Below are 18,014 nucleotides of genomic sequence, written 5' to 3'. Positions count from 1 at the left end.
AGTCACAGCACGGCTTTCAGGAACTCTCGGGTGCGGGCTTGTTGGGGAGAATCGATGATCTCGGCGGGGGTGCCGTCTTCGACGACGACTCCGTCCGCCATGAAGACGATGCGGTCGGCGACTTGGCGGGCGAAGCCGATCTCGTGGGTGACGACGATCATGGTCATGCCGGAGGCGGCGAGGTCGCGCATCACAGCGAGAACATCCCCAACGAGTTCCGGGTCTAGCGCGCTGGTCGGCTCGTCGAACAGCATGACCTCGGGGTCCATGGCGAGGGCGCGAGCGATGGCGACCCTTTGCTTCTGTCCGCCGGAAAGTGCGGACGGGTAGGCGCTCGCTTTGTCGGCGAGCCCCACGCGCGTCAGCAACTCATGTGCCTGGGTGACGGCTTTCCCTTTCGGGATTCGTTTGATGCCGATCGGCGCTTCGACAATGTTCTGCAGCACGGTCATGTGCGGGAAGAGATTGAAGTGCTGGAACACCATGCCGGTGCGACGGCGCTGTGTTGCGATCTCGGCTTCTTTCAGCTCGTACAGTCGGCCACCGGCTGCCCGGTAACCGACCAATTCGCCGTCAACCTCGATGCTGCCGGCGTCGACGGTCTCGAGGTGATTGAGCGTCCGCAACAGGGTGGTCTTGCCCGACCCGCTGGGGCCGATCAGGCAGACCACCTCTCCGGACGACACCTCGAGGTCGACGCGCACGGAGGACGTGATTGTGGCCGTATGACTTGTGCACTCCGAGTGCTGAGACGAGTGGACGTGCAGAAGTAGTCGTTGTCATCGGCGGACTCCCTTCGTGGCGGCCCGCTCGAGGAACGACTGGCCGATGGACGCAGCAATGACGAGGAGGAAGTACCAGAACGTAGCGACGGCGAGCATCTCGACGACGCGATAGTTGGACGCGGCGATGTTCTGCGCTTCGGTGAGTACGTCCCCACCCGCAATGATGGCGACGAGGCTGGTGGCCTTTATAAGGGTGACGAACTGGTTGCCCATCGGCGGGATGATCAGACGGAAAGCTTGGGGAAGAAGCACACGGCGCATGATGTAGCCGGGCGGCATCCCGAGGGCAGCCCCGGCCTCGCGCTGTCCGACATCAACGCCGAGAATTCCTCCGCGGACAATCTCAGCGACGTACGCGGCCTCGTGAAGGGCGAGTGCGATCACAGCCGCGGTGAACGGTGCGATGAGGTCGTTGGTGTCGACCGCGAAGACCCGCACGTCGGTGAAGGGGATACCGATCGACACCTGCTGGATGATGAGGCCGATGTTGCCCCACAGCAGGAGCTGTAGCAACGCCGGGACGGAGCGGAAGATGATCACGTATGTCGACGCGATGAGGCGCAAGACTCTGTTGTGAGACAGGCGGGCAATGCCGATGACCGTGCCGAGCAGGATTCCGAACACCATCGAGAGCACCGACAGTTGGATGGTGACCCACACGCCCTTGAGGATGCGAGGGTTGAAGAGCCACTGCCCGGTAACCCCCCAGTCCAGACGAGGGTTGGTGGCGAGGGCCGTCACCACGGCGATCATCAGCGCGGACAGCGCCGCGGCGACGATCCAAGGCACGATTGCGCGGCGCCGGATGACACGGGGAGGTGTGGGGGTGCCGGGGTCCGTTACCGGAGCGCGAGGCGAACGCACGGGGGGAGTGGTCATGGAGTTCTCCGGTTGCGATCCGGCCCGAGCAGCTGGTGACGCCCGGGCCGGATCTGTCGATTACTGGTTGACGGGGAACACGGCGGTCGACCCGGTGTTCACGCCGATCTGATCGGCCTCAAGCGCAATGTCGGCGACATCCCACTTCTCAAGGATTTGGGTGTACGTGCCGGCGTCGTACAAGTTGTTCAGCGCACCCGCGAGAGCCTTCGCGAGATCGGCGTTGTCCTTGGTCACGCCCATGGCGAACGGGAAGTCGGGATAGTTCGCGTCGGTCACAGCAAACGCTCCGCCGGAGGAGTCCACGATCCCCTGCAAGATCATCCGGGGAGCGACATACGCGTCCGCACGGCCGGACTGCACCTGCGTGAGCGCGTCCTTCGGGGAGGGGAATGCGGTCATCTGGACGGGATCGGACCCGCACGACTCGGAGCTGACCGTGTTCGCGCGCTTCTCTTGCTGACTGCCGGACACCACGGCGAGGACCTTGCCGCACATGCTCTTGATGTCGGTGATCGTCGACCCGGCCGGCACCAGAAGCGTGGAGGTGTTCTGGAACTGCGGCACCATCGTCAGCACCTGCTCACGAGCAGGGCTGTCCGACAGGAAGCCCATCGACAGATCAATGTTGCCCGACTGGACCGCGGTCACGGGGTCGGCCGTCTCCTCCCACTCGAACTGCACACCGAGCACCTGGCCCAGCGCGACGCTGAGATCGACGCTGATCCCCACGGGCTTACCTGCGTCATCCGTGAAGATCGACGGCTTGAGCGCGTAGGGCGCCCCGACCTTGAGGATGCCGGACGACTGGACGCCTTCAGGAAGCAAGGCATACAGAGCTTCATCGACGGAGGCGGTCGGAATCGGTTCGGACGTCTCGGTCGCGACACCTGCGTCAGAAGCGTTGGACGAACAGCCCGCGAGAAGTGACAGAGCCAGTGCGCCCGCGGCCAGGGCCGGAGCCAACCGCCGCACGCGAGTGAGAGTAGACATGCGATATCTCCAGGTGTAGTTGAACTGTGTAAAAGAAGCTGCGTGCACCGACTGTCCTGCGCCCTTGTTTCCGGACGGTTTCCGCCTAGCGCCTCTCATGTAACAGTTGTCCACTGTTAAATTCACGCCCCCAGAAACATACCGGACGCCAGCCCGACCAGCTCTTGAGGCTCGGTTCACGACGAGGCATCGGTGTTGCCCCACCCGCTTGGACGCCGCTCATCGAGCGGCCGGCCAGGGGTGCGCACTGTGTTACGAGGCCGTAACGCTAGAGAAACCTAATTGAACGCGGTTCATTACAAAATGAACGACGTACTTTTACGGGTCGGCTAATGACCCCCTTGCCGCACCCTGTCAACGCTCCTAAGGAACACATCGATGTCTCTTGCCCGCGCTGTCGTCAGCCATCTCGTCGACAGCTACCTCGCCGCTCTCGCTGCCGCCGACATCGAAGCAGTACTTGACCTGTTCGCAGACGACGGCGTTGTCAGCTCCCCGCTGTACGGAGACCTGCCCGCGAACGAGTTCTACCCGCTGCTGTTCGCGGATACCGCTCAGTCCGTCCTCACTCTGCGCAAGACGCTCCATGACATCGACGGGGCAGACGCGACCGTCGCCTTCTGGTTCGACTTCGCCTGGACCCTCGCCGATGGGACACCCGCCCCTTTCACCGCAGTCGACGTCGCCGAGCTCAATGACACCGGCCGCATCACCCATCTGCACATCGTCTACGACACCCACCCGATCCGCGCGGCGTGGGAAGCCCAGCAGCAGCTCAGCAGTACCTCCGCCTGACCCGAACCCGAACCTGAAAGACAGGACCGCTCATGCAGCTAATAACCGAGCCGCACCGGCTCCACAACACCCTCGGCAACCGCCACATCGCGATGATCGCCATCGGCGGCACCATCGGTACCGGACTATTCCTCGGCAGTGGCATGGTCGTCCAACAAGCCGGCCCCGCAGTCATCCTCAGCTACCTCGGGATCGGGCTCGTCCTCGTCCTCATCATGCGGATGCTGGGGCGCCTCGCCGCAGAGCAGCCCGACCCCGGCTCCTATACGACCTACGCAGCGCGACGCTTCGGCCCGTGGGCCGGCGTCATGACGAGCTACGTCGCCGTCTATTCAGGTGTCATCCTCATCGCGCTGGAGTGCTCCGCGATCGGCATGATCATGAATGATTTTGCCCCCGCACTTCCGGTGTGGGCATGGAGCTTCCTGGCTTTGATCACCCTCGGTGGCCTCAACCTCCTGCCCGTCCGGGCGTTCGCCGAGATTGAGTACTGGATGGCCATCATTAAGGTCATCGCGGTGGTCGTCTTCCTCCTCGTCGGAGCCGCAGCCATCTTCGGCTGGCTTCCCCAGTACCAGTCCCCGGGTCTGACGAACTGGGCGGACTTCGCCCCTGCAGGCTGGCTGCCCGTGCTCCTCACGGGCGTGACGGTGCTCTTCTCCTACATGGGCACCGAGAACGTGGCAACCGTCGCGGCCGAGGCCACCGACCCGCACAAGGCCATCGCCCGCGCTATCCGCTCCGTGGTGACCCGCATCGTCATCTTCTACGTGGGATCGACCATCATCGTCATCACAATCATCCCGTCCTCGAGCGAATCGCTCACCGGTGGTGCATACCCCGCAGTCTTCAACGCACTGCAAATGCCGGTACTCGCCGGCGCGATTCAGATCGTCGTCGCGACGTCCATCCTGTCCCTGGCAAACAGCAGCCTGTACACGACATCACGGCTGTTGTACGCCGCAGCGGTGCGCCGGGAGATGCCAGCTCGCCTCGCGGTGGTCTCTCGATCCGGAGCGCCCCGCTGGGCGGCCGGTGCCATCGCCATCGCCGCCGGACTGTGCCTTCTGCTGAACTTCCTCCTGCCCGCCGCGGACGTCATCTCCCTCCTCATCTCCGTCACCGGTGCGGGCGGAGTCCTGACCTACTCGGTCATCTCTCTCACCTACCTCCGCTCCCGCACACACTCGCAGACCGGAAAGTGGATGGCTTGGGTTGTCCTCGCGATCCTCGCCGCGGTCGCGCTGGCCCTTGCCGTGGACCCCGCCAGCCGCCTGCCGCTGATCCTGACGATCGTCGCCGCCGCAGCCTGCGCGCTCTTCGGGGCCGTCATCCAGCGGCGAATCAAGAACCAGGCTGCACCCACGCAGACGGGCAACCCCGACCCCGAGCTGGACGCTTCTCTCCCCAAGGCGACCGTCTGAAACGGTAGGAGCAGAGTCGTCGTTTCGGCTAACACGACGTGAGGAGGGGCCAGCGCCAACGCTGGCCCCTCCTTCCGCGTGTCGGTGGGTTAAACAACACGTGGACACCCCTCATAACTGGCTCGAGAGGACCATGAGCGTCCCCCTCCGGGCTAGAGAAGCGTGGTGCGAAACCGATCGGTTTTGCACTACCCTTCGCCGCCACCTACGTCCTTCTCGCCGGCAAACTCGCCCTTGAAATCCGGTAACCGCCAATGCGCTTCTCCCAAGACCCGGCGCTACGCGCCGAGTTCCCCCAGCTCGCCGTTCTAACGCTGACCCGCGACGGCGCGATGTGGCGCAAAGCCGGATTGGTTTCAAGCCGCACCCGGGCCCGTCGACGAGTTCCCGCGTGAGCGTGTGTCCGTCAACTTTTCGGACGGGAATTCAGTGGTGCAGCGGGCCTGATGCACGCTCAACTCCAGGTCGATGAATGCACCGATCATGGCTCTGTAGGTTTCCTCGACGACATACGGAGATGCATCCACCTCCTGTGCGAGGGTGCACACCTTCGCGACCACCTGTTCGACGCGCCCTGGGGCTCTCACCGCGGCATCGTCCTTCTTAAGCCTTCCAGCTTTCTCGACCCACTTTTGCCTGGTGGCGATCAAGGCCACGATCTGCCGGTCCAGCGCATCGATCTGCAGGCGCACGCGCTCGAGGCTCACTTCCGTCATCTGCGAGACCTTAGCAAGACTGAACGACGGCGCCTCGGGTGGTGCGAAACCGATCGTTTCTGAATCACGCACTGACAGCGTGCCAGGATGAGCGCACCCTTCACGGCTCGCTGACGAGGACCGGTGTTGGGCGGTTGGTGACGACTTCGTAGACGAGGTCGGTGGTGATCGATCCGATCTTGGCGAATCGAGAGGTGATGCGTTCGAGGTCGGCCATATCGCGTGCGAGAACCTCGATGCTGTAGCAGGACTCGCCTGTGATGCGCAGGCATCGGACGACTTGGGGTTCCTGTTGGATGACGTCGTTCACCTGGTCGAACAGCGAGCCGTGCACCTTCATCCGAACGATCGCGTGCAGGGAGAAGCCTGCCACGGGCGGGAGCACCGTAGCGGTGTACCCCGTGATGATGGCGTGCTCTTCCAACCTCATCAGCCTGCTGCGCGTCGCGGACGTTCCGAGGTGCACGATCCGAGCGAGCTCGGTCAAGGGCAATCGGGCGTCGCTTTGCAGAGCGGTGACGAGTGCAGCATCTACGGCATCCATGATCCTGGTGTTGTCCATTCGACAATCTTCCGCAAATTCCGCGGATCTGTGGACGATTCGCCGCAGAAACGCGCTTCCTGCGGGAAGAGCGCACCCCTAGCGTGATGGCTATGACAGGAATCACAGGACGGATGACTAGCGCTAAATTCTTCTGGGTAGATGTCTTCGCGCAGACTCCGTTGACGGGTAATCCGCTCGCGCTGGTGCCGGATGCTGACGCGCTGAGCGTCTCGCAGATGATCGCGATCGCACGGGAGTTCAACCAGTCCGAGACGACGTTTCTGGTCGCCCCGACTGCGCCCGAAGCCGATTACCGGTTGCGGTCGTTCACCCCGGACGGGTCTGAGGTGCTGGGGGCGGGGCACAACGCGATGGGCGCGTGGATCTGGCTCGCTAGCCACGGCAAGCTCCCCGCCGACCGCGCCGCGTACACACAGCAGATCGGAGATGACCTCCTGCCCGTGCGGATCGACCGAGAATCAGGCGCCGCCGTCCGGGTGACGATGCGACAGTCAGCGCCACGCTTCCTGAGGCAAGTCCCCGAGCTGGCGGCGTTGTCCGACGCTCTGGCATTGCCGATCGAGGAGCTCGCGACGAGTTTGCCCCCCGAGGTCGGATCCACCGGCGCGGAGCATCTCCTGGTGGCTGTCACCTCTCGGGCCGCAGTCGACCGAGCCGTTCCGAATTCGGTTGCGCTGAAGAGCGTGCTGGTGCGCAACGGCGCGGAAGGCTGCTACATCTACTCCACCGAACCCGGTGATGATGGTGCCGACGCCTACGCGCGGTTCTTCAACCCGACCGTGGGGATTGCGGAAGACCCCGCAACGGGGACAGCGGCCGGTCCGCTCGCCGCCCTCCTCGCCCGAGAGAGTCACGCTGAAAGGGGCCAAGTAGTGCGAATCGTTCAGGGCAGCAAGCTGGGCCGACCGAGCGTCCTGCGCGCGTTCGTGGACGAAGATCGAGTCGAACTGTCCGGGTCAGGCGTGGTCGTCGCAGAAGGGACGCTGCAGCTGTGAGCCTGAACACGCTCCAAACCGGCCTGCTGCGCCGGGCCCTCACACTCGCGGTTTCGGCCCGCGCCACAGGCAACCCGCCATTCGGCTCGCTACTGATCGACGGCACCGGCGCCGTCCTCGCGGAAGACACGAACACAACGATCACCGACAATGACATCACCGCCCACCCTGAACTCAAGCTCGCCCGGTGGGCGGCGCGCACCCTGATCGACCGGCAGCTCGCCGATGTCACCATGTACACCAGCTGCGAACCGTGCCCGATGTGCGCGAACGCGATCGGCCGGGCGGGCATCGGCCGCGTGGTGTTCGCGCTCTCCAACGCACAACTGGCAGTCCTGAAGCCACCACTCATGCCACCGCCCTCGAGGCCCTTCGTTAGCGACGGTCCCCACCTCCACAGCGAGAGCGCGCAGCCACTCGCCGGGTACTACCGCTGACACCCACAACCCGGCTCCTGTACATCGAGTTGGTTAGCGGAACGGGATGTTTCGGTCGCAGGAATCAGGGGTGGCTACCGCGCGGCCCCTCCTGAATAGCGGCCTACGGTGCGAAACCGATCGTTAGCGGGACGCGCGTCCGCGGTTGTGCAGTCGAGAGAGATGACGGTGGGTAGTGCACAACCGATTGGTTTCGCACCGCGCCTCTCAGTGTCGTTTCTGCTCGATCGTCAGGGCGTCAACCCAGGAAGCGAGGCAGCTATCGGTAGTCCGGGTCCGAGTGAGCAGCACTCTGCCTGATCGGCATCGAACGGCTGCTCAGATCGATCACTACGTTCGGCGATTCGCCGTCCATCGCCTGTGTCAGCTCGGTAGATAGGTGCTCGATCGGGACGAGAGCAGCTACGCCCTTGCCGTGCCGGGTGAGGACGATGGACTCGCCCCCGAATCGGACGCGGTTGACGAGTTCTGAGAGCTGCCCGCGGGCCTCGGAAACTGGAACTTCATCCGCCATGCCACAATGCTACATTACGTACGATTTGTACAAAATGATGCGAGGTGAGATACGTGGTTAATCGGGCGGAGGACGGTGGTCGGCGAGGCTGGCTTCGGGCCGACGGCTGTGGATGATTCCCCATGGGCCGCGCCGAATGAAAGCGGTGCGCATTCCCGCGTGACGCGCCGAGATCACGTCGTTGTCAAGACGGTCACCCACACAGCCAGCGGAGCGCGAGTCTGAGGTGGCCTGGCAGGTAGAGCACATGACAGAGGAGGTCCGCCGAGCCCTTTCCCTCTTGCCGCCTGTGGGCAAGGATGCTGCGGGACCACTCGACGCTGATGGACTACTCGCGCGCGGCGTGCTGGGCGAAACAATCCGAGAGTTACAGGACCGAATCTGGCGAGACGCGCCGCGGCGCTGAGCCAGCGCGAAACCGATCGGTTTCGCACCAAATAGCGGCGTCGGTTCCTGAACGCCGTAGCCTGACGGAACGCTCTCGCGGTTCTCGCGCGGGCGGTTGAAAGGTGCGACAGCCATGCGACGGTTCGTTCTTCCCCCCCGCTGCGACATTTTGGGTCGCTGCGAGCGTGCTGGTGCTCTCCCTCTGGGCCAGCGGCGCGCCAGCGATGCTCTACCCGGAGTTCGCGGCCCGCTGGGATACGGGACCCGTGGTCACAACGGCGTTGTTTGCGGTGTACCCCGTCGCGCTGGTCCTGGTGATGGTGCTGGGAGGGTCGCTGTCGGACCGATTCGGGCGACGTCGACTCATGCTCGCTGGCACCATCATTGTCGCCCTGGCCAGTCTTCTCTTCGCGATCGCCCAGCTTCCCGCGGTGGCGTTCGGGGGCCGCATCTTTCAAGGAGCGGGTGTCGGGTTGGCGATGAGCGCAGCAAGCGCGGCGATGGTCGAGGCCAACCGAGGCACCTCCACCCGTGCGAGCGCCGTCAACACCGCGGCGACCGCGCTGGGCGCCGCCGCTGCGATCCTCGTCGGTGGCTGGTTGGTCGAGTACACCGCCGACCCCACGCACCTCGCTTTCTGGGTCCTGCTCGGCTTCGTCGGCGCGCTCGTCGTCGCTGTGCTCATGCTTCCCGCGACAGCACGGTCCGCGTCCGCCCGGTCGCGCAGACCGCTGCTCACGATCCCTCGAGACAACCGGCACGTCTTCGTCCTCGGCACTGTTGCAGTAACGGTCGCGTTCATCACCGGGGCGGTCTTTCTCGCTTTGGGCGCGCAGATCATCCGCGACCTCGTGGGAACCACAAACGCCTTCCTGGCCGCGGCGACCTTGGCGACCTGGCCCGTGGTCATCGTTCCCGTCACGCTCCTCGCTACGCGGCTGCGACCGGCATCCGCTGTGCAGCTCGGCGGCATGATTGCAGCCGTCGGGTTCGTCCTGCTCCTGCTCGTCGGCACCGCGGACTCCCTCGCCCTCTTCCTCGGCGCAGCTCTTCTCGCCGGCGTCGGATACGGCTTCCTCCTCTACGGCGGGCTCGGAATGGTCACCAGCACCACCGACACCACGCACCGGGCCAGCACCTTCTCCACGATGTACCTGACCGCCTACCTCGCCCAAGGCAGCATCGCCGTACTCGTCGGAGCTCTCGCCACCACCACCAGCCTCGCTACAGCCATCGCCGTCGCCGTCCCCGTCATCGCGCTACTTTGCATCGGCACTACAGCCCTCGCCCGCAGAAGGCGATGATCTGCTGAGCGCGGCATGGGGCGAACCCGGTTTTTGCTCGCTTAGGGACGCTCCCAGCGGTAATCGCTGACCCAGAGGTCAAGGATCACTTCGCGATCGCCCACATGCGTGAACGCCAAGCCTTCGTAGAGGTCGGGTCTACGAGGAGACGCACGCTGCCGAGCGCAACGATCAGACTGGGGCCACCGAGGGTGACGACGGCTACCGGTGACCGAGGAGGAGGAGACGAAGTGGTCATGACTCTCTCTCTGGGGTCGGGTGACGGATGTTGGATCGGGGTCGAAGCATGTCGTCGTTCATGGCGCCGAACGTTGAATCCTGACGGCGCTTCATCAGGTTGTCAAAGGCGGCGAGAGTGTCGCGCTTTGAGTTCGGTCCTGAGCGTCCTGCGGCCCGGTCATCAGGCCTCGCTCTGATGACGCGACGTCCATCCTCGCGAGATCGCCACCGCCGCGATCGCCATGACCACGCCGGCGCCGACGGACTCGACAAAGACCGTCGGATAACTCCCGGATGCTTGCTGAGCCGTGACAGCGACAGCGAGCGCACTGCCGATGAACACTGAGCAGACGAAGAGCGATACCGTCGTCGCTCGAGATGTTGGAGTGAGCTCCGTCGCGATTCCCTGCAGCGATGCGTGCAAGAGCGAGTTGCACAAGCCGAGGAGCGCCGCCGCGAGGGTGAGGCCGATTGACGTGGGCGATGCGGCTGCGAGGAGGTAGGCGGCGACGAGTAGGCCGCTGCCGATGGTGATGCTCCAGGTGCGGCTGACACGGGCGCTCACTCGCCGCGACGTCATCGCACCGACGATGATGCCGACTCCGTACGTGGATGCGAGAACCCCGGCCAGGGCGACGCCCACTCCGGCCTGTTCCAGGGCGGGCACGATGTAGGAGAAGATGCCGAGCAGAACCCCACCCTCGACGATACCGACGAGATAGAGAGCGACAGGCCAGCGGCCGAAGGACGCCCGGATAGCCCGGGGTGCGACACCGCGAGAAGGCTCAGTGATACGCCCGGCAAAGGGGAAGAGCGCCACCGCCCCCATCCCCGCGATCAGAAACAGGGTGCGCCACCCGGCCACGACGCCGATGACGCCTGCCGTCAGAGTGGCTGCGGTCGTGCCGATAGCTGTGAAGCTCTGCAGGCTTGAGATCTGCCGGGAACGCTCCGGGCCGGAGTACCGGTCCCCCAGCAGCGTCAAGACCGTCGGGAAGAGGGCGCCGACGAACAGACCTGTCACGGCACGGACGATGAGAAGAGAGCTCAGATCAGGTGCCAAGGTACTGGCAACGCTCCCGACGGCCATGCCAGCCAACGCGAGCAGAAGCACCGGCTTGCGTCCGGTTCGGTCACTGACAAGTCCCCAGAGGGGCTGGCCGAAGGCATAGGTGAGCGCATACACAGTGACGAGTTGGACGGCAGCAGACAGCGGCACGCCCAGATCTCGCACGACGAGCACAAGAAGCGGTGCTGTCGCGAAGCGGTCGAAGAACGACAGCAGCCCGATCATTCGAAGACGCCCCACGCCGGTCACACCTGCACCGTGGTCATTCGTCTGGTCGGTCAAGATCCTCACCTCTCTGCGTCTCGTTCTGTTGAGGCCAATATGCGACCCGCGTCCGAATAAGAGAAGACTGACAATTTCTCTTCTTTGTATAGGCATCGCCTATACTGCGAAGAATGGATCTTCGCGCCCTGGAGTGCTTCGCGGCGGTCGCCGACGAAGGGTCGTTCAGCCGCGCGGCAGACCGTCTGGGTATCGCACAACCATCGGTCAGTCAGCAGGTGGGCAAGCTCGAGCGCGAACTCCTCACTTCCCTGTTCGAGCGGAGTAGCCGGGGTGTCAGTCTGACTCCGAGCGGGCGCTCACTCCTGCCGTCCGCACGGCGCGCACTGAATGCAGTCGAAGACTTACGCAATGCCGCCGATGAGCGAGCGGGCCGGCTCACTGGCGGCTTGAACCTCGGCGTCGTCGATGGCTTGGAGGTCACCGCTTTTCCCGCCGCGATGGGCGTGGTTCGCCAGCGGCATCCCCTTCTCGAGTTGCGCCTGAGGGATGGAACCAGCGGCGTCCTCCTGAAGAAGCTCATGGATCGAAGCCTCGACGCGGTCGTGATCGCCGAGCCACCTCGAGCGCTTCCTCACTACCTCGGCACTCGCCTGCTTCTTGAAGAAGATCTGGTCGTCGTCCGGCCCGCATCTTCGTGCGAGCAGAGCACAGGTCCACTCCGCCTTACGGACGTCAGCGCCGAGCTCACCGTCTCGTACCCGTCGGAGAGCGGCATCGGCGCGCTCATAGCCGATGCCGCACGTCGCACCGGTGCAGAGCTGCACTTCCCATACACGACGAACGACGCATCTCTGCACGTGGCGCTTGCGCTAGCAGGCCTCGGCGCAGCGCTCACAGTCGGGAGCGCTGAAACGTACGAAGCCGCTCGCGGCGCACGTGTCCTCCCGCTTGATCCTCCGATCCGGCTGCGCAAGCTTCTCGTCTGGATCAGCGAGCCCCGCCCGTCCCGAGCCGTTAGAGAGCTCGTCGCCGCATTCGACGCCGTCGCGTGATCAACACCGGGAGAAGCGTCACAGCTGAGCGGCCAAGGCGTCGGAATCGAACACCGCCTACACCGTCTGGATATGGTCGGATTCGTCGAGCAGGAACGTGTTGATTCCACTCCAACCGCACGCCCTGAGGTCCCTGACCGTCGGCGGAGCCATAGAGCCGGCATCAGGTTCGGCGGGACGCGCCACCGAGTACCGTTGCACCCCGTCCGGGCGGGCTGCACTACGTGAACTGCTGCTCGACCTGCTGCACGAGGATGACTTCCAGCCGTTGAGTCTGATCCCACTGCTTTACTTCACCCCGACCCTCACCGCCGAAGAACTCGACGCTGGACTCGCGGCGCGAATTCACACCATTGACGATGCCCTCGCGATCGAGGACGAAGTGTTTGCGCAATCCGACACCGCTGGCCCCTCGCACGCGACCGAAATATTCCGCCTCATGTGGCGCGGCCTCCGCGCCGACCGCGACTGGTGCGAAGAGTTCCGCTCCCGGCTCGCCAGTCGGCAGCCATCACAAGGGTCCCGCGAAACGAGGCATGCCCCGAGTAGCAGCGTTTCCGACGCGCAGTTGGGTGACAGTTAGCGCGGCGAAGAACGCGCCGTTCGCTGCCGCGACTCACAATTTTGCGCAGGACCTCGCCGCAACTCACGCGCCTGAGTCCGCTGTCGAGAATGTCGGTGCCGAGGTCACCGCGGCCCGAGGGCCTGGGGCGGTCACCTGATGGCAGCAGTATCCCAGTACTCACGGACCTCGCCGATGAGACCATCTCGGACAGTGACGATGCTGACGATTGAACTGGAGACGACGCCCCGTGGCGTCGGAAATGACGCCCTGGCGTTGACGACCGCGCCCTGCGGGCTCTCGAGTTTGGTGCGGATGGCCGAGATGCGTACCCCTGAGCGCGCAACGCGGGCGAGGTGCTCCGCCACCGCCTGTCGCCCCTCGAAGACGTCGGGGACTCCGATCGTGGGGCCGTAGGGGAAGACCCACCGGACCTGCTCGTGGAGCACGTCCGCGAGTGCCCCGGTGTTGAACCGCTCCAACATCTCGGGAAGACGATTCACCGTGACCAGGCCGCGAAGCTCCGCGCGCGTCAGGAGACGAGGGAACGCCGCCCCACCAGGATCGAGAATCGAGGACTGTGCGAGCGACCCCGCGAACACCGGGGCGTAGCCGGTGTCTGCGATCACCTGCTCGATTCGCGAACGCTCCGCCGTGGCGTCAGTGGCATAGGCGACAGCCCACACGCCAGGCGTCTTGCGGGCACGGGACACCAGCAGTTCGTCCTGGATATGGGAGAAAGCGCGGACCACCACCGCGCCGGGCAGAAGACGTGCCAGCCACTGCCCCTCGGTAAGTCCGTCTTCGAGCGCCGAAGCCGCCCGGCCTTCCCGGACCGTGACGGCGTTCATCGTGTCGATGACCACACTGCCCTCCAGAAGGGGTGCCAGTCGTGTCGTGACATCTGCTGCGCCGTCGTGGCGCACCGCGAGCACGACCACGTCGTGCCGTGCCGCATCCTCGAATGTCCCTTTCCTCACCGAGTCGGGTACGCGCACGAGCGACGCAGAGACAGCAGAGCGGGTACCGAGCGTGACCTCATATCCAGCCTGCGCCTACAACGTCGCGAGCCCCTGACCAATCGGACCAGACCCGACGATCCCCACTGACCCACCAGCAACCATGCGCGCCCATCTCGTCGCGGTTATCATTCGTAACTATTGGCACTCACGGTAATTTCGATGTCCGAACTCGGCTAGGGCGTGTCTCCCAAATGGGTGGGGTGAGTCGGTGATGCTAGAGACGTGTCGCGGTTCCAGTTGCTTTCGGATACTCAGTGGGATCTGATCAGCGGGTTCTTGCCCGGTCCGACCGGCCGTAAGGGCCGCCCCTTCTCGGACGCGCGAACGATGGTCGAGGCGATCGCGTATCGCTATCGGACAGGGATCGCGTGGCGGGATCTGCCGGAGGTGTTCGGCCCGTGGCAGACGGTGTGGAAGTGGCACCGTCGGATGGCCGGCGATGGAACCTGGGATCGTGTCCACGCGGCGCTGCTGGCTCGCGCCGACGCGACCGGCAAGCTCGATTGGTCCGTGTCGGTGGACTCCACGATCGCTCGCGCCCATCAGCACGCGACGAACATCACCCGGGTCACGGGGGGCTTCGTCGAACTACAACAATCCGCTGATCGAGCCGCCTGATCACGGGTTCGGCCGCTCCCGAGGCGGACTCTCCACCAAGCTCCACCACCTGGTCGACGGTCGCGGCCTGCCACTGGTGATCGCGGTCACGCCGGGCCAGTCCGGGGACTCGCCCATGCTGATCCCGTTGCTGCAGCAGCTGCGCGTCGCCCGCCCGATCGGTCGCCCCCGCACCCGACCCGACCGGCTCCGAGGCGACAAGGCGTACTCGTCCCGGGCAATCCGACAGCACCTGCGTGACCGCAGCATCCAGGCCGTCATCCCGCAGCCATCGGATCAGATCGGCCACCGCGTCCGACGCGGCTCACACGGCGGACGACCCATCACCTACGACCGCGACGACTACCGAAACCGCAACGTCATCGAACGCCGCTTCGCCACCCTCAAACAATGGCGAGGCCTCGCCACCCGCTACGACAAACTCGCCACCGTCTACCGCTCAGCAGCCGTCCTCAACGCCGTCATCGCCTGGACCCGCCATTTAGGAGACACGCCCTAGAAGGCACTTCCATGACCGATACGCACACCGAAGTAACACCCGACGAGGCCATCGTGGAAACAACCCCCGGCTGCGAACCGGTCCGACCCGTCTGCGGCATCCGGGACATCCTCGACCGCATCGGTGACACCTGGTCGGTACTCGTCACCATCCAGCTGAAACTGAACGGCCCGCGCCGCTTCGGCCAACTCCTGCGATCGGTCGACGGCATCTCTCAACGCATGCTCACCGTCACTCTGCGCCGCCTGCAACGCGACGGCCTCATCACGCGCACCGTGCTCGACACGTCACCGCCACAGGTCGAGTACTCGCTCACCGCGGTCGGCAACTCCCTCACGAACATCCTCAAAGAACTCGTCGACTGGGCCGCGACCAACCGCGCCGACATCGACGATGCACGCCGACGGTGGGACCAGTCCGTCACCGAGCACTGAGATGCGCGGCCCACGCACGACCGAGTGCTGGAGGATTCGCTGACGAGAGCAGGACAGCGTCCAGAGCTGTCACCGCCGGTCACCGCGCTGTTCGCCGACTCCCTGGTCTGACCCACCCGTCAGCAGCCCCGTTGGCGATGGAATCCGTCCTCGTTGAGGACGAAGCCCTGCGAGGCGGTATCCGCGGTCGCTGGTGCACGCTCGGCCAATCCTGCCGGATCGACCGCTGCTCGTTTCCAGCAGCTCCTGCGCTCATCGGTTCCCCTCGCGGCCGGGCCATGCGCGTCTGAGCTGGACCGGCTCGATCTCGATCACTCCGATAGGCCCTGCTGTGTGGTGAGAAACCGATTGTTCTCGCACCACGGAGAGGCACCTCGGGAGCGCGAGTCGAGCAGGCCATAGTGATGACTACAATCGGCCGCGTGATCCATCAGTTGCGTATCTACGAAGTAGACCCGACGCTCGTGGAACAGTTCGACGAACGCTTCAAGACCCACACGAAGCGCATCATGGAGCGGCACGGCTTCCAGATCGAGTCGATGTGGTACGCGCGAGAGGACGGCAGCGTCCAGTTCATCTATATCTTGGTCTGGCAAGACGCTGAGCAGATGCGGACGCAATGGGAGGCATTCATGGCCGATCCCGAATGGGAGGCGGTGAAACAGCGCTCCCGAGAGACGACCGGCGAACCCGTCACTTCGAAAGTCGCCGACAAGGTGCTCACTGACACGTACTGAAGCGCGCCGATAACGATCGTTTTTGGCGCAGCGGGCGACGGCCGCACCCTCAGCGGGCGCCTCGTCAAGCTCTGAGTTCTCGAGACGCATCTCGTGGCGCCGATGACGCCATCATGGAGTCGATTCGTGACCCATAGATGAACCGGACGGCTTCTCGGGCGCGGGTGTGGACAGGCCGGCGCGGGTGGCGCGTATCGGTCCAGCAACCGTGGCTATGTCCCGGTGGGAGGTTGGTCGAGGAATCGAGAGAGAGCGTCGCGGCGTTGGGTGATGCACTCGATGCAACGGCAAAGTCTCTCCCAATGTTCGCGCACTTGGGCGAGAGCGTCATCGTCGAGGTGGTGTGGGTCGACTGGCGCCCGAGTGGAGGCGATGGCGAGGAGCGAAGTGACCACTCGGACGGGGATGCCGGCGTCGATGAGTTCTTTCGCGGCGGTGACCGTTGCTACCTGGCCGGCGTCGAAGTCTCGGTAGCCGTTCTGGGTGCGAGAAGAGACGATCACGCCGTGCTGTTCGTAATGCCGCAGCATCCGAGGCGTCGTCCCCGTCAGGGCGGCGAGTTCGCCTATCCGCACGTTTCCCCCCGTTTCTGGGCGCGACCTTGACCTTAACGCTAGTGGCAACCCATCAGCATCGACGGCGTGCAGGTTCATCCCGTCATCTCTGTGTCACGCTGTCCTACGCCGCGTTCACTGCCGCGTTTATCGAGAACGCGCCTACCGCCGTCCTGCCCTCACTGGCCTCATCGTTGGGTGTGAGCGAGTCAACCGCTGTGTGGTCTCGTGCGGTGTTTGCGGGAACGGCAGCCATCACCGCAATCCCTGTCGTACACGCCACCCGGCGCCTCGTCCGACGTGACCTCGTCGTGACCTCCGCCATCGTTCTTCTGATCAGCAGCGTCTTCCTCCTCTCCACGACTGATTTGATGGCGCACCTGGTCATGCGCGGGGCCGCGGGCCTTGCGGCCGGCGTCATGTGGTCTGTCATCGGCGGCTATGCCTACTCTTTCGCCCCTGCCGGTCGCCACGCCGCCTACCTGACCGCCGCCCTCTTCGGCGGGACCCTCTCGATCGCGATCGCGATTCCCCTCGCCGCGACCCTTCGCTCGTGGCACGCCACAGTCGCCACGTCAGCGGCACTCGCTGCCGCGCTGGTCATCGCTGTGCTGCTCTTCGCCCCACACACTCATCTCGAGCCAGCGAAACGTCCGGCGGCAGAGAAGAAATCCGCAACCACGTGGCCCGTCATCGTTCTCCTCGCGATCGTGATGCTGCTTGGCGGGGCCGCGCACAACGCCACGGCTTCAGCATTGACTCTCACGATGCCCGCCAACGCACCCGTCGCGTTCACGAGCCTCGGCCTCGCGTCTCTCGCCGGCGGCATCGGCGCCATCGTCCTCCTCCACCGGCACCTACTCGCGTTGACCATCACCATGTCCGCGCTCATGGTCGCCGGATACGCCATTCTCAGTACACAGAGTCATGCCGCATCCGCCGTCATTCTCGGCTGCACCCTGTGGGGTCTCGGGTGGGGGCCCCTCCCGGCCGCTGTCCAAGCCATCGCCACCGGCGTCGCGAGTACGCCAGACACCGCCAACGCCACACAACTCGTCGGCTACAACGTCGGGCTCACCCTCGGCCCTCTCGCGCTCATCCTCGTCATACCCGAGATCACGCCCCTCGTCTCACTCGGGACAGCATGCCTTGCCACCATGGGCATAGTCCTGGTGGCGGTATTGAACAAGCAAGTTAAGAACCGAGCACGCTAGCTGTCCGCAAGGACC

20 protein-coding genes and 2 pseudogenes are annotated in these 18,014 nt (G+C 64.7%); 10 read left to right on the top strand and 12 right to left on the bottom strand.

Annotation, left to right across the window (positions count from 1 at the left end):
* Window positions 1-2: 2 nt before the first annotated feature.
* From QE410_RS02650 to QE410_RS02640, 3 genes and pseudogenes are all read right to left on the bottom strand, one after another.
* Window positions 3-783: pseudogene (locus tag QE410_RS02650) on the bottom strand (amino acid ABC transporter ATP-binding protein).
* Complete coding sequence (locus QE410_RS02645; protein WP_307327468.1) at window positions 780-1,574, bottom strand: amino acid ABC transporter permease; 795 nt, start codon at window positions 1,572-1,574, stop codon at window positions 780-782. Before QE410_RS02645 ends, QE410_RS02650 begins: the two are co-directional and overlap by 4 nt.
* A gap of 150 nt (window positions 1,575-1,724) precedes the next feature.
* A complete protein-coding gene (locus tag QE410_RS02640; protein WP_307327466.1) occupies window positions 1,725-2,630 on the bottom strand; it encodes a transporter substrate-binding domain-containing protein in 906 nt (301 codons plus the stop codon).
* 405 nt (window positions 2,631-3,035) lie between these two features.
* Here QE410_RS02640 and QE410_RS02635 point away from each other — a divergent pair, with 405 nt between their 5' ends.
* Both QE410_RS02635 and QE410_RS02630 read left to right on the top strand, forming a co-directional pair.
* Window positions 3,036-3,452 (top strand): nuclear transport factor 2 family protein, encoded by a 417-nt coding sequence (locus QE410_RS02635; protein WP_307327464.1) that lies wholly within the window; start codon window positions 3,036-3,038, stop codon window positions 3,450-3,452.
* A gap of 32 nt (window positions 3,453-3,484) precedes the next feature.
* Window positions 3,485-4,876, top strand: a complete 1,392-nt coding sequence (locus QE410_RS02630; protein ID WP_307327462.1) for an amino acid permease — start codon at window positions 3,485-3,487, stop codon at window positions 4,874-4,876.
* A 356-nt stretch (window positions 4,877-5,232) separates the two neighbouring features.
* On the opposite strand, the gene QE410_RS02625 is transcribed toward QE410_RS02630, so the two are convergent.
* Window positions 5,233-5,592: a chorismate mutase gene (locus tag QE410_RS02625; RefSeq protein WP_307327460.1), complete on the bottom strand. Its 360-nt coding sequence runs from the start codon at window positions 5,590-5,592 to the stop codon at window positions 5,233-5,235.
* Window positions 5,593-5,692: 100 nt separating this feature from the next.
* Window positions 5,693-6,154 carry an Lrp/AsnC family transcriptional regulator gene (locus QE410_RS02620; protein WP_307327459.1) on the bottom strand — a complete coding sequence of 154 codons (462 nt, stop codon included), beginning with the start codon at window positions 6,152-6,154 and terminating at the stop codon, window positions 5,693-5,695.
* 92 nt (window positions 6,155-6,246) lie between these two features.
* On the opposite strand from QE410_RS02620, the gene QE410_RS02615 reads away from it, so the two are divergent.
* Window positions 6,247-7,152 carry a PhzF family phenazine biosynthesis protein gene (locus QE410_RS02615; protein ID WP_307327457.1) on the top strand — a complete coding sequence of 302 codons (906 nt, stop codon included), beginning with the start codon at window positions 6,247-6,249 and terminating at the stop codon, window positions 7,150-7,152.
* Window positions 7,149-7,589 (top strand): nucleoside deaminase, encoded by a 441-nt coding sequence (locus QE410_RS02610; protein ID WP_307327456.1) that lies wholly within the window; start codon window positions 7,149-7,151, stop codon window positions 7,587-7,589. The genes QE410_RS02615 and QE410_RS02610 overlap by 4 nt, the downstream gene beginning before the upstream one ends.
* Before the next feature lie 259 nt (window positions 7,590-7,848).
* Here the strand turns inward: QE410_RS02610 and QE410_RS02605 are convergent, their stop codons facing one another.
* Window positions 7,849-8,103 carry a type II toxin-antitoxin system Phd/YefM family antitoxin gene (locus tag QE410_RS02605; protein WP_307327455.1) on the bottom strand — a complete coding sequence of 85 codons (255 nt, stop codon included), beginning with the start codon at window positions 8,101-8,103 and terminating at the stop codon, window positions 7,849-7,851.
* 57 nt (window positions 8,104-8,160) lie between these two features.
* Window positions 8,161-8,352: an HAD hydrolase-like protein gene (locus QE410_RS02600; RefSeq protein ID WP_307334316.1), complete on the bottom strand. Its 192-nt coding sequence runs from the start codon at window positions 8,350-8,352 to the stop codon at window positions 8,161-8,163.
* A gap of 323 nt (window positions 8,353-8,675) precedes the next feature.
* Between QE410_RS02600 and QE410_RS02595 the strand changes: the two genes are divergently transcribed.
* Window positions 8,676-9,794 carry an MFS transporter gene (locus QE410_RS02595; RefSeq protein ID WP_307327454.1) on the top strand — a complete coding sequence of 373 codons (1,119 nt, stop codon included), beginning with the start codon at window positions 8,676-8,678 and terminating at the stop codon, window positions 9,792-9,794.
* Window positions 9,795-10,194: 400 nt separating this feature from the next.
* Here QE410_RS02595 and QE410_RS02590 read toward each other — a convergent pair whose 3' ends face one another.
* Entirely contained in the window at window positions 10,195-11,364 is a 1,170-nt protein-coding gene (locus QE410_RS02590; RefSeq protein ID WP_307327452.1) for an MFS transporter, read from the bottom strand.
* Between the two features lie 113 nt (window positions 11,365-11,477).
* On the opposite strand from QE410_RS02590, the gene QE410_RS02585 reads away from it, so the two are divergent.
* Window positions 11,478-12,359 carry a LysR family transcriptional regulator gene (locus tag QE410_RS02585; RefSeq protein ID WP_307327450.1) on the top strand — a complete coding sequence of 294 codons (882 nt, stop codon included), beginning with the start codon at window positions 11,478-11,480 and terminating at the stop codon, window positions 12,357-12,359.
* Window positions 12,360-12,579: 220 nt separating this feature from the next.
* Here the strand turns inward: QE410_RS02585 and QE410_RS02580 are convergent, their stop codons facing one another.
* The 3 genes and pseudogenes from QE410_RS02580 to QE410_RS02570 form a co-directional block, all read right to left on the bottom strand.
* Window positions 12,580-12,753 carry a hypothetical protein gene (locus QE410_RS02580; RefSeq protein WP_307327448.1) on the bottom strand — a complete coding sequence of 58 codons (174 nt, stop codon included), beginning with the start codon at window positions 12,751-12,753 and terminating at the stop codon, window positions 12,580-12,582.
* 320 nt (window positions 12,754-13,073) lie between these two features.
* A complete protein-coding gene (locus QE410_RS02575) occupies window positions 13,074-13,772 on the bottom strand; it encodes a nuclear transport factor 2 family protein (protein ID WP_307334314.1) in 699 nt (232 codons plus the stop codon).
* A gap of 6 nt (window positions 13,773-13,778) precedes the next feature.
* A pseudogene (locus QE410_RS02570) lies at window positions 13,779-13,961 on the bottom strand (hypothetical protein); the annotation flags it as partial.
* A 204-nt stretch (window positions 13,962-14,165) separates the two neighbouring features.
* Between QE410_RS02570 and QE410_RS02565 the strand changes: the two are divergent.
* The 3 genes from QE410_RS02565 (at window position 14,166) to QE410_RS02555 (ending at window position 16,231) form a co-directional block, all read left to right on the top strand.
* Window positions 14,166-15,060 (top strand): IS5 family transposase gene (locus QE410_RS02565; RefSeq protein ID WP_307327282.1). Its coding sequence is split into 2 segments (ribosomal slippage): window positions 14,166-14,516 and window positions 14,518-15,060, totalling 894 coding nucleotides; the frame shifts between segments, so codons are not numbered across the junction.
* A gap of 11 nt (window positions 15,061-15,071) precedes the next feature.
* Window positions 15,072-15,494 carry a helix-turn-helix domain-containing protein gene (locus QE410_RS02560; RefSeq protein ID WP_307327446.1) on the top strand — a complete coding sequence of 141 codons (423 nt, stop codon included), beginning with the start codon at window positions 15,072-15,074 and terminating at the stop codon, window positions 15,492-15,494.
* Window positions 15,495-15,916: 422 nt separating this feature from the next.
* Complete coding sequence (locus tag QE410_RS02555) at window positions 15,917-16,231, top strand: NIPSNAP family protein (protein ID WP_307327444.1); 315 nt, start codon at window positions 15,917-15,919, stop codon at window positions 16,229-16,231.
* A gap of 212 nt (window positions 16,232-16,443) precedes the next feature.
* On the opposite strand, the gene QE410_RS02550 is transcribed toward QE410_RS02555, so the two are convergent.
* Window positions 16,444-16,884, bottom strand: a complete 441-nt coding sequence (locus tag QE410_RS02550) for a MerR family DNA-binding transcriptional regulator (RefSeq protein ID WP_307327442.1) — start codon at window positions 16,882-16,884, stop codon at window positions 16,444-16,446.
* On the opposite strand from QE410_RS02550, the gene QE410_RS02545 reads away from it, so the two are divergent.
* The gene (locus QE410_RS02545; RefSeq protein WP_307327440.1) at window positions 16,848-17,999 is read left to right on the top strand and encodes an MFS transporter; all 1,152 of its coding nucleotides are present in this window, start codon (window positions 16,848-16,850) and stop codon (window positions 17,997-17,999) included. The two genes, QE410_RS02550 and QE410_RS02545, sit on opposite strands and share 37 nt — an antisense overlap.
* The last annotated feature ends 15 nt before the right edge of the window (window positions 18,000-18,014 follow it).

The sequence above is a fragment of the Microbacterium sp. SORGH_AS_1204 genome, from assembly GCF_030818935.1.
In the GTDB taxonomy this organism is placed as follows: domain Bacteria; phylum Actinomycetota; class Actinomycetes; order Actinomycetales; family Microbacteriaceae; genus Microbacterium.
This window is presented reverse-complemented; position numbering and strand designations above follow the sequence as displayed.